5 protein-coding genes are annotated in these 6,705 nt (G+C 70.4%); 3 read left to right on the top strand and 2 right to left on the bottom strand.

The annotated features are described in order from the left end of the window. Positions 1-607 (top strand): FAD-dependent monooxygenase (locus ASE78_RS19665; RefSeq protein ID WP_235515108.1); only part of this gene is annotated, 607 nt, incomplete at its 5' end. Here ASE78_RS19665 and ASE78_RS15860 read toward each other — a convergent pair. Continuing rightward, complete coding sequence (locus ASE78_RS15860) at positions 604-1,377, bottom strand: crotonase/enoyl-CoA hydratase family protein (protein WP_056498427.1); 774 nt, start codon at positions 1,375-1,377, stop codon at positions 604-606. The genes ASE78_RS19665 and ASE78_RS15860 overlap by 4 nt on opposite strands. Before the next feature lie 222 nt (positions 1,378-1,599). On the opposite strand from ASE78_RS15860, the gene ASE78_RS15855 reads away from it, so the two are divergent. Continuing rightward, positions 1,600-4,254 (top strand): hypothetical protein, encoded by a 2,655-nt coding sequence (locus ASE78_RS15855; RefSeq protein WP_082467320.1) that lies wholly within the window; start codon positions 1,600-1,602, stop codon positions 4,252-4,254. Between the two features lie 146 nt (positions 4,255-4,400). On the opposite strand, the gene ASE78_RS15850 is transcribed toward ASE78_RS15855, so the two are convergent. After that, positions 4,401-5,303, bottom strand: a complete 903-nt coding sequence (locus tag ASE78_RS15850; protein WP_056498424.1) for a zinc-ribbon domain-containing protein — start codon at positions 5,301-5,303, stop codon at positions 4,401-4,403. Between the two features lie 128 nt (positions 5,304-5,431). On the opposite strand from ASE78_RS15850, the gene ftsE reads away from it, so the two are divergent. Continuing rightward, a complete protein-coding gene (ftsE, locus tag ASE78_RS15845) occupies positions 5,432-6,136 on the top strand; it encodes a cell division ATP-binding protein FtsE (protein WP_056498421.1) in 705 nt (234 codons plus the stop codon). The last annotated feature ends 569 nt before the right edge of the window (positions 6,137-6,705 follow it).

Genomic DNA, 6,705 nt, shown 5'->3' with positions numbered 1-6,705 from the left:
CCCGGCCGGCCCGTTCGCGATCCTGCCGCTGAACGACGACGACCACGGCCACCGCTCGGCGATCGTGTGGACGGTGGATGCGAAGGACCGCGACGCCATGCTCAAGCTGTCGGACCGCGCGTTCCTTGCCGAAGCGTCGAAGAAGATGGGCGGGTTCCTCGGGACCCTGTCGAACCTGTCGGCGCGCTCCAGCTATCCACTGGGCTTCCACCATGCCGCGCGGATCACGGCGGAGCGGCTGGTGCTGGTGGGCGATGCCGCGCATGGCATCCACCCAATCGCCGGACAGGGGCTGAACCTGGGCCTGCGCGACGTGGCGGCGCTGACCGAGGTGCTGGTCGAGGGCAAGCGCACCGGGCTCGACCTCGGCGATCCCTATCTGCTCGAGCGCTACCAGCGCTGGCGGGGTCTTGACACGTTCGCGGTGGCGCTGGCGACCGATGGCCTCACCCGGCTGTTCGGCATCCCCGGCAAGGCGGCGAGCGCAGTGCGCCGCTTCGGCCTGTCGGCGGTCGATTCGATCCCCCCGCTGAAAGCCGCGTTCATGGCCGAGGCGCGTGGCGAAACCGGCAAGCTGCCCAAACTGCTTCAGGGAATCACGGCCTAACCCCCGAAAACCGCTGCGCGCCCCTCCAGCCCGGCGCGCACCGCCTCGCGGTGTTCCGCGCCCTGCAGCAGCGGCTGCTGCTCGCGCCGTTCGGCGGCGAGGATCGCGGTGGCATCGGCATCGTCGGCCAGGTTGGCCAGCCGCTTGGCGGCGCGGACCGCCGCCGGGCTGCGACCGGCGATGGCGCGGGCCAGCGCGCGGGCGGCGGTCAGCGGATCGTCGACAACCTGCGTGACGAACCCCGCCGCCTGCGCCTCCGCCGCGTCGAAGGTCCGCGCGGTATAGGCCAGCTCGCGCAACACATCGCCGCGCACCCCGCGCCACAGCGCGAAACCGGCCATGTCGGCGACCAGCCCCCATCGTGCCTCGAGGATCGCGAAGCGGGTGGCGGTATGGGCGATGTGGACGTCGGCCCCGGCGGCGATCTGCAACCCGCCGCCCAGCGCTTCGCCGTGCAGCGCCGCGATCACCGGCATCGGCAAGGTGCGCCAGCCCCACGCCACCTGCTGCACCCGGTTGGCCGGCCCGTACGCGACATCGCCCAGATCGAGGTCGCCCGCCCCCGCCGCCATGCTGGCAAGGTCGAGGCCCGCGCAGAACCCCGCCCCCTCGCCGGCAAGGATCACGCAGCGCGCGTCCAACCCCTCAAGTGTCGCGATGGTATCGATCAGCGCGTCGAACATCGCCGGATCGATCGCGTTGCGCTTGTCGGGCCGGTTCAGCCGCACCTCGGCGATCCCGTCCGCGATCGCCATCGTCATCCGCTGCATCGTCCCGCTCCTTTTGCCCGGACGATAGCCGCGCCGGCCCGACCACGCCACATTGCACGCGACGAGGGAACCGGCGGCGGCCACCGCTCGCTTGGGGGCCGGGGCGACACGATGCGGCACCACCGGAATTTTCGGATGCCATGCGATATTCGTGCGACAATTAAACGATAGCAGCCGGATGCCGCCTTGAACGGCGGAACGATGCACAAGGGGAAGAAGCGCATGGCGCGGTGGAAACTGGCGATACTGGCATTGGGAGCGGCCCCGGGCGTTCTGGCGGCACAGGCCCCCGTGGACCAGACGCCGCCCGCGCCCGCCACCCCGGCGGCGGCCGAACCCACGACAGCGGCGGCGGACACCGAAAGCGATGCCGAGGAGATTGTCGTCACCGGCCGCCCGCCCCCCGGATCGGTGCCCGGCGACATCAAGCCCGAACTGCAACTGTCGCCGGCCGACATCCGCAGCTATGGCACCAATTCGATCACCGAACTGCTGAGCGAACTCGCCCCGCAGATTCAGTCGGTGCGCGGCGGCGAACCGGTGATCCTCATCAACGGCCGGCGATCGGCGGGTTTCCGCGAGATCGGCGACTTCCCGCCCGAAGCGTTGCTGCGCGTCGACATTCTCCCCGAGGAAGTCGCGCTCAAATTCGGCTATCGCGCCGATCAGAAGGTCATCAACTTCGTCCTGCGCCCACGCTTCCGCAGCTATACCAGCGAACTGGAGGGCAGCGCGCCGACGCAAGGCGGATCGAGCAATTTCGAGGCCGAAGGCGGCCTCGTCCGCGTCGACCGCGACAAACGCTTCAACCTGAACCTTCAGGCGGAGACGACCTCCAACCTGCTGGAGAGCGAACGCGGCATCCTGCCCAATACCGCGGCCACGCCGCCCGACGTAACCGGGGACGTCACCGACACCACGCCGTTCCGCACGCTCCAAGGGCAGAGCGACCGTTTCTCGGCGAACGCGGTGTACAGCCGCAACGTGTTCGGCAACGTCGCGGCAACGGTCAACGGCCGCGTCGAGCACAACCGCAGCGAATCCCTGTTGGGGTTGCCGAGCCTCACGCTGACGCTACCCGCCACCTCGCCCTTCTCGCCGTTCGACGATGACGTGCGCGTGCTGCGCTATGCCGACACCGATCCGCTGCGTCGCAATGCCGCGACGACGACCGCCAATCTGGGCGTGGTGCTGAACGGCGACATCGGCCGGTGGCGCTGGACGGTAAACGGCAGCTACGACCGCACCGAAAGCGACACGCGGACCGAACGCGGCGTCGATGGCGCGGCGCTACAGGCGGCGGTGCTGGCCGGCACCGCCAGCCCGTTCGGCGATCTGGGCAGCTTCACCCGAACCACCGATCGCGCGCGGTCGACGTCGAGCGCGGGCGCGATCGAGGGGCTGGTGTCGGGATCGCCCTTCGCGCTGCCCGCCGGGGAGGCGAACGCCACCATCCGGCTGGCCGGGCGGACGACCGATTTCAGCAGCCGCTCGCAGCGTTCGGGGGTAGACGGCAGCACCGATCTCGGTCGCGATGCGGGATCGGTCCGCGCCAATCTCGACCTGCCGATCGCCAATGCGCAGCGCGACGTGCTGGGCTTCCTCGGCCGACTGTCGCTGAACGGCAATGTCGAGCTGGAGCAACTGTCGGACTTCGGCACGCTCACCACCTATGGCTATGGCGTCAACTGGCAGCCGATCACCGCCGTGCGGATCATCGCCAACTTCACGACCGAGGAAAACGCGCCGAGCCAGCAGCAGCTCGGCAACCCCACCGTCGTCACCCCGTTCGCGCGCGTGTTCGATTATGTCCGGGGGCAGAGCGTCGACGTGACCACTGTCTCTGGCGGCAATGCGGCGCTGCTCGCCGAAACCAACAAGAGCTTCAAGCTGGGGCTGAACGTCAAGCCGTGGAGCGAGCGCAACCTGACGTTCCAGGCGGACTATCTGTCCGAACGCGCGGAAAATTCGATCGCGGGCTTCCCGGCGATCACCGCCGAAATCCAGAATGCGTTCCCCGACCGGTTCGTGCGCGATGCCGATGGCACGTTGATCCGGCTCGACAGCCGGGCGGTGAACTTCGCCCGGACCGAGAACAGCCAGCTTCGCTACGGCCTGAACTTCTTCCAGCGGATCACCACCGCCCGTTCACGCGCCGAAGCGGCACAGCGACAGGCGCGGATGGAAGCACGCCGCGCCGCACGCGAGGCGGCCGAAGCGGCGCGCCCGACCAGCGACGCGCCACCGCCCCCACCGCCGGGTGACGGCCCGCGCGAGGGCGGACGCGGCTTCGGCGAAGGACCGAGCGGTCCCGGCGGCGGACGTGGCAGCTTCGGCGGTCCCGGTGGCGGGCGCGGCTTCGGTGGCCCCGGTGGTCCGGGCGGCGGCGGCGGCGGCGGGTTGCAGGCCAGCCTCTACCACACGGTCGTGTTCACCAACACGGTCCTGATCCGTGCCGGCCTGCCAGAGCTGGACCTGCTGAACGGATCGGCCATCGACGACAATGGCGGCACGGCGCGCCACCGGGTCCAGTTCAATGGCGGCTATACCCGTGACGGGTTCGGCGCGCGGCTGGGCGTCGACTGGCGCGAGGGGACACAGGTGAACGGCGGAACGACCGGCGGGCAGCCGCTCGACTTCGGCAGCCTCACCCGCGTCAACCTGCGCCTGTTCGTCAATCCCGGCGAGCAGCCGTCATGGGTGCGCAACAACCGCTGGCTGCGCGGCAGCCGGATCAGCCTCAACGTCGACAATCTGTTCAACACCCGCCAGCGCGTGACCGATGCCGGCGGCGAGGTGCCGTTCCGCTTCCAGCCGGGGTTCGTCGACCCGCTCGGCCGGGTGGTGCGTGTCACGTTCCGCAAACTGTTCTTCTAGGCGGTATCGACCTTCACGCGCATGTCGTCACCCTGGACCTGTTCCGGGGTGACGAAAGAAACGCTCGCTTCGACCAAGAAAAATGCCGATCACGCCCAAGGGTGCCGTACGGAAACCCGCCGAAGCGCGATCCCCGGAACGACCCGTCAAATCCCCGAGGCGAAGCTCAGTTCGAGCTTCTTGCTGTTCGCCGGCACGTCGAGCGCGGCGCTGTTGAACGCCAGGCTGCCGCTCGGCCCGATTACGCGGACCTGCGGCTTGATCGTCCAGCTATAGACCATCTTGCCGCCCTCGTCCTTCAGCACGGCGCGGATGTCGGGAATGCGGTGGCGCGCGTTGGTCGGGTTGAGGATGCGGCCCGATACCGCGAACAGCTCGTTGCCGCTGGACAGCAGCCGGCGTTCGGGTTCGCCGATCGACAGCGTCAGCGGCATGTCGCTCGGCCCGATCGGCAGGCCGAACTGCTGCGCGATGCCGGGGGTGCCGGTGTAGAGAATGCCGCCGACCGCCGCGAGCATCGCGACTCCCGCCGCCACCGCGATCGCGGTCTGGCGGCGCGCCGGATTGCGACGCGGCGCGAAGCGTGCCGGGGGCGTTTGCCGGACCCCGTCGGGCACCGCCGCCTGCGGCGGCTGTTCCGATGCGGGATCGACATACCGGCGCAGCGCATCCTCGCCGGTGCGTGGCCGGACCGCGGCGGCGCGCGGGGCCGGCGCGGGGCGCGCGACCGGATCGGGCGTCCGCGACTCGTGGCGCGGTTCATGGCGCGACTCGCGCAAGGGGGCGGGCGCATCGGCCGGGGCAAGCGCGGTGCGCGGTACCGGCGGCTCGATCGCGGCCGCCGGCACGCTGCCCAAATCGAGCATCGCCGGCGGCTGGAACCAGCTATGCCGGCACCCCGCGCAACGGACGGTGCGCCCCGCCGGTCCGATCGCCGAATCGGCGACCAGATAGCGCATATGGCATTGCGTACATTCGAGGATCATCGTCCCCTGCCCCCTGCTGAACCCCGCGCGCGAACCTTGCGCGTGCGCCCGGAACAGCGACAAGCCCTACCGGATTCTTGCAATTAAACTACGGCGTCATGGCAGGCGATGGCAAGGCACGATTGCACGCGGCTTGAGGCGCGCCGTCCCATGTGCGATTGGCGACCACGCGGCGAAATCCAAGGGCGAACGTGGCCAGTATCGTTCAGTTCGAGAATGTCGGTCTACGCTATGGCGAGGGAGCCGAGACGCTCAGCGACCTGAGCTTCTCGCTCGCCGAAGGGTCGTTCCATTTCCTGCTCGGCCCCTCGGGCGCGGGCAAGACCTCGCTGCTGCGCCTGCTCTATCTGGCACAGCGGCCCAGCCGGGGCGTCATCCGCCTGTTCGGCGAGGATATGGTGCTGGCCCCGCGCGGGCGGATGCCGGGGTTCCGCCGGCGGATCGGCGTGGTGTTCCAGGACTTCCGGCTGGTGCCGCACCTCTCGACGCGCGACAATATCGCGCTCCCCCTGCGCGTCGCCGGCATCGCCGAGGCGGACATCGCCGGGCCGGTGGGCGAGATGCTCGGCTGGATCGGCCTCGCCGACCGGGCCGATGCCCGCCCCGCGACACTGTCGGGCGGCGAGCAGCAGCGGGTGGCGATCGCCCGCGCGGTCATCAACCGGCCCGAAATCCTGATCGCCGACGAACCGACCGGCAACGTCGATCCCGAAATGGGCGAACGCCTGCTCAAGCTGTTCGAATCGCTCAATCGCCTCGGCACCACCGTCGTCATGGCGACACACGACTATCACCTGCTGCCGCGCGTGCCGCAGGCGCGGCTGATGCGGCTGGACAAGGGGCGGCTGGCCGATCCCACCGGCACGCTGCGCCACCCGCCCGAGCCGGCGCGATGAGCGCGGCGACCCGTGCGGCCCAACCGCTGCTCGACGATGCGCAGGGGCGCCGGGCGATGGTGTGGATCATGGCGATCATGATTTTCCTGACCACGCTCGCCGCAGCACTCGGCCTCGCGATGCAGGGCGCGGGCGCGGCGCTCGACCGGCAGCTCGCCGCGCGGCTGACGGTGCAGGTGATCGAGGGCGATGCCGCCACCCGCGACCGCGCGGTCGCCGCCCTCCTCCCCCGCCTGCGCGCCTCGCCCCGGGTCGTGGCGGCGGTCGAGGTCGACCGGGCACGGCTCGCGCAACTGCTCGAACCATGGCTGGGCGAAGCGGGGCTCGACGCCGACCTGCCGATGCCGGCGATGATCGACGTCGATCTGCGACAGGGCGACGCCGCGACGGTCGCCGGGGTGGAGGCGCTGGCGCGGGGCGTGGCCCCCAATGTCCGGGTCGATCGCCATGCGACGTGGCTGGCCCCGGTGCGGGCGTTCGTCGGACTGTTGGGGTGGACCGCGCTCGGGCTGGTGCTGGTGATGGCCAGCGCCACCGCCGCCGTCGTGCTGCTGGCGGCGCGCGCGGGG

Origin of the sequence: Sphingomonas sp. Leaf25 (genome assembly GCF_001421635.1) — a bacterium.
GTDB lineage: Bacteria > Pseudomonadota > Alphaproteobacteria > Sphingomonadales > Sphingomonadaceae > Sphingomonas.
Note: the sequence above shows the minus strand (reverse complement) of the source record. Positions and strands in the feature narration are given on the sequence as shown.